Genomic DNA, 3,781 nt, shown 5'->3' with positions numbered 1-3,781 from the left:
GGCCTACGCCGCCCGTACCGACCCCACCAACTCCGCGTGGTCCGCCTCGGTCCGGTCGGCGTAGGCCACGGCGAACGTGGCTATCGCCTCGTCCAGTTCGTCCTTCTTGCCGCAGTAGCCGGCGACCAGGCGCGGGTCGGCGCTGTGGGCGTGGGCCCGCGCCAGGAGGGCGCCTGTCATGCGGCCGTAGTCGTCGATCTGGTCGGCGGCGAGGGCGGCGGGGTCGACGCTGCCCTTGCGGTTGCGGAACTGTCGTACCTGGAACGGGAGTCCGTCGACCGTCGTCCAGCCCAGCAGGATGTCGCTGACGACCTGCATCCGCTTCTGCCCGAGCACCACTCGCCGACCCTCGTGCGAGACGGACGGCGCGTCGAACCCGGCGGTCAGCAGATGCGGCACCAGCGCCGAGGGGCGGGCCTCCTTCACCTGGAGGACGAGCGGTTCGCCGCGATGGTCGAGGAGCAGCACGACGTACGACCGCGTGCCCACGCTGCCCGTGCCGACGACGCGGAAGGCGACGTCGTGCACCGTGTGCCGGGCGAGCAGCGGGAGGCGGTCCTCGGAGAGCGTGTCCAGATACTCCTCCAGGGACGCCGCCACCGCCGCGGCCTCCGCGTCCGGGATCCGCCGCAGCACCGGCGAGGCGTCGACGAAGCGGCGCCCGCCGTCCTCGGCGGCCTCGGTCGACCTGGCCGCGAACCGTCCGCTGGTGTTGCCCCGCGCCTTCTCGGAGACCCGCTCCAGCGTGCCGAGCAGGTCGCGGGCGTCGGCGTGGGAGACCAACTCCTCGTCGGCGATGGCGTTCCACGCGTCCAGCACCGGGAGCTTGGCCAGCAGCCGCATGGTGCGGCGGTAGGAACCCACCGCGCCGTGCGCCGCCGTACGGCAGGTGTCCTCGTCGGCACCGGCCTCCCGGCCCGCGAGCACCAGCGAGGCGGCGAGCCGCTTGAGGTCCCACTCCCAGGGGCCGTGCATGGTCTCGTCGAAGTCGTTGAGGTCAATGACCAGGCCGCCGCGGGCGTCGCCGTACAGGCCGAAGTTGGCCGCGTGGGCGTCGCCGCAGATCTGGGCGCCGATCCGGGTCATGGGGGTGCGGGCGAGGTCGTAGGCCATGAGTCCGGCCGAACCGCGCAGGAACGCGAAGGGCGTGGCCGCCATCCTGCCCACCCGTATCGGCGTGAGCCCGGGGATGCGGCCGCGGCCGGACTCCTCGACCGCGGTCACCGCGTCGGGGCGGGAACCGTCCAGGTCGAGAGCGGCGTGCGCGCTGTGCGGGACGCTCGCCCGCAGCGCCTTCCCCTCTTCCTTGGGCGACCCCTCCACGGGCCACGTGGCGAACCCCCGCACCCCGGGCAGCCTGCGCCCCACACCGATACCGGCCTCGGTCATACCGACCGCCTCCCCCGTACACACACCCACGCTCACACGTGCGCTCGTCCGAACATCAACTCGCGACGACCGTACAACCGGCGGCGAAAACACGTCAGACCCTGTGGACAACTCCACAGCTGTGGAAAACCGGCGCCGATCGAGGCCTCACGGCGCCGTCGAAGCCTCATCGATCGGCGCCCATGCCCAACCGGGCGGCCAACCCCGACCTGTCCGCACCTACCCCGACCTGCCTGCCTGCCTGCCTACCTACCTACCCACTCCGGCCTAGCACCCGCCCGACTGCCACCCCTCGCGCAGATGCACCTGCGCCCACGCGCCGAGTTCCCGGAGTGCCGGTCCCAGCGCCTTGCCCGACTCCGTCAGCCGGTACGAGACGCGCAGCGGCGGGCCCTCGTCGACCTCGCGGACGAGCAGCCCGGCGGCGCCGAGTTCCGTGAGCCGGTCGGAGAGCATGCGTTCGCTGATGCCCGGGATCGCCCGGCGCAGGTCGGCGAAGTGGACGGGCTGCGCCATCAGGACGGCCACGATCGGCCCGGTCCAGCGCTTTCCGAACAGCTGGAAGACACGGGTGATGCCGTCGTCGACCTTCTTGCACTGATCCGTGCCGTGACTCTGCTCGACCGCCATGCCCTCAGGGTACTGCCCTCCCGTACGGGGGTGAAAAAAAGTAAGTACCTGTGTTATTCATAGTTGAGTACAAAAACTTAGCTACTGAGCAACGCAACGGGTCTGCTGCGCCCAGCACGCGCCCGACACCGGGCCCGATACCTGACCCGACACCTCTTGGAGACCCCCATGGCCACGCTCCTGCACATCGACTCGTCCGTGTTCCCCGCCGGCGCCTCCGCCTCCCGCGCCGTCGCCGACGCCTTCCGCACGTCCTGGGAGGAACAGCACCCGGAGGGCACGGTGATCCACCGCGACCTCGCCGCGAACCCCGTCCCGCACATCACCGTGGACGCCCACACCGCCGGCTTCGCCGACCCGGCCACGCACACGCCCGAGCAGGCGGCGGCCTTCGCCGAGCGGGTGCGGCTCATAGAGGAGCTGGAGCAGGCGGACGCGGTGCTGATCGGCGCCCCGATGTACAACGCCACGATCCCCTCGACCCTGAAGGCCTGGCTGGACAACGTGATCCTGATGGGCCGCACCGCGGGGACCGAGGACTCGAAGGTGAAGGGCATCCCGACCGTCGTGATCGCAAGCCGCGGCGGCGCCTACGGGCCGGGCACCCCGCGCGAGGGCTACGACTACGTCCAGAACTACCTGAAGGCGGTCCTCGTCGACGCCCTCGGCCTGGACGCCGAGTTCATCGTCCCGGAGCTGACCATGGCCCCGCAGAACCCGGCGATGGCCGACCTGGTCCCGCTCTACGAGGCGTCCCGCGAGCGCGCCCTCGGCGACGCGGCCACCAAGGCCAAGACCCTGGCAGAACGCCTCGCGGCCTGACCCGCCACCCGGCCTCTGCCTCTGCCTCCGTCTCTGCCTCCGTCTCAGGTGAGAAGTGCGTGTGATTGTCCTCACCTGAGACGGGACTCACCGAAGCATCACGGAAGCCGGCGCCCAGCTCCTTTCCCTCGCTGCCGCGACACCGCGGCTCGGCGGCACCGTGCTCACTCGCGCTCTTTGTCCCTCTTCCCCATCCAGGACTGGCAGATCCATCGGGCAAGCGCTCCCACCAGGACGGCGACGACGATCGCCCCCCAGTCGATGACGTGCGGAAGCCCGGGAAAGAAGGCGAAGAAGGCGAGCGTCACCACGAGTCCCGCCACGAATGCGGCGATCCCGGCCGACCGCCGTCGCGCCTCCGAGGACTGTTCCCGCCCTTGCCGCTGATTGATCATGAACGGCTCACTTCGTGATGTGGTGGCACTGACTCACCCGCCGCACCACGTTGACATAGAGATGCGCACACGCCTTTCCATAACGAGGCAAGGTCTGGGGAGAGTTGTTCCTCATCGGGTCGATACTGCACTCGGGGTGCGTCCGCCCTCGGGACGTCCGACCGCTGCACCACCTCGCGCCCGCCGACAGCCCACGCCTCCCGCCGCCCCCGCCGACCTGTGATTGTCCTCACCAGACCTGGCGCTCACCGAAGCCGTCAAGACACGAAGAAGCCCCCCAGGTCCGAGACCTGAGGGGCTTCTGTCTGTGCGCGAGGGGGGAGTTGAACCCCCACGCCCTTTCGGGCACTGGAACCTGAATCCAGCGCGTCTGCCTATTCCGCCACCCGCGCATTGGGTGTGTCCTCGGGCCCTTCCCCTGGGGGGCTGGCGCCTTCCGACATGCAGAAGATTAGCACGGTGCCCGGGGTGGATTCACATCCCTTTCCCCTGAGCAGGCCCCCGGCAGGACGCCGGCAGGACCCCCTGTTCCCCCGAGGCAGGAC

Annotated in this window: 4 protein-coding genes and 1 tRNA gene; 1 reads left to right on the top strand and 4 read right to left on the bottom strand. The window is 70.3% G+C overall.

Going from position 1 to position 3,781, the window contains the following annotated elements; genetic code table 11:
• Positions 1-3: 3 nt before the first annotated feature.
• Both AC31A1_RS48445 and AC31A1_RS48440 read right to left on the bottom strand, forming a co-directional pair.
• On the bottom strand, positions 4-1,389 hold the full coding sequence (locus AC31A1_RS48445) for a DUF2252 domain-containing protein (RefSeq protein ID WP_489659432.1): 1,386 nt from the start codon (positions 1,387-1,389) through the stop codon (positions 4-6).
• A gap of 267 nt (positions 1,390-1,656) precedes the next feature.
• Positions 1,657-2,019: a winged helix-turn-helix transcriptional regulator gene (locus AC31A1_RS48440; RefSeq protein ID WP_365301254.1), complete on the bottom strand. Its 363-nt coding sequence runs from the start codon at positions 2,017-2,019 to the stop codon at positions 1,657-1,659.
• A gap of 168 nt (positions 2,020-2,187) precedes the next feature.
• Here AC31A1_RS48440 and AC31A1_RS48435 point away from each other — a divergent pair, with 168 nt between their 5' ends.
• Positions 2,188-2,841, top strand: a complete 654-nt coding sequence (locus tag AC31A1_RS48435; RefSeq protein ID WP_366494759.1) for an FMN-dependent NADH-azoreductase — start codon at positions 2,188-2,190, stop codon at positions 2,839-2,841.
• 164 nt (positions 2,842-3,005) lie between these two features.
• Here AC31A1_RS48435 and AC31A1_RS48430 read toward each other — a convergent pair whose 3' ends face one another.
• Together AC31A1_RS48430 and AC31A1_RS48425 are read right to left on the bottom strand one after the other, a co-directional pair.
• Complete coding sequence (locus AC31A1_RS48430; RefSeq protein ID WP_489659431.1) at positions 3,006-3,236, bottom strand: hypothetical protein; 231 nt, start codon at positions 3,234-3,236, stop codon at positions 3,006-3,008.
• A 308-nt stretch (positions 3,237-3,544) separates the two neighbouring features.
• Positions 3,545-3,628 (bottom strand) — tRNA-Leu (locus tag AC31A1_RS48425).
• Between the last annotated feature and the right edge of the window lie 153 nt (positions 3,629-3,781).

It is taken from the genome of Streptomyces sp. P5F9, assembly GCF_057961495.1.
This window is presented reverse-complemented; position numbering and strand designations above follow the sequence as displayed.

What these genes read in the sequence shown, in the direction of transcription:
- AC31A1_RS48445 (WP_489659432.1), bottom strand. Translation starts at nt 1,389, where the DNA reads ATGACCGAGGCCGGTATCGGTGTGGGGCGCAGGCTGCCCGGGGTGCGG.
- AC31A1_RS48430 (WP_489659431.1), bottom strand. Translation starts at nt 3,236, where the DNA reads ATGATCAATCAGCGGCAAGGGCGGGAACAGTCCTCGGAGGCGCGACGG.
- AC31A1_RS48435 (WP_366494759.1), top strand. Translation starts at nt 2,188, where the DNA reads ATGGCCACGCTCCTGCACATCGACTCGTCCGTGTTCCCCGCCGGCGCC.
- AC31A1_RS48440 (WP_365301254.1), bottom strand. Translation starts at nt 2,019, where the DNA reads ATGGCGGTCGAGCAGAGTCACGGCACGGATCAGTGCAAGAAGGTCGAC.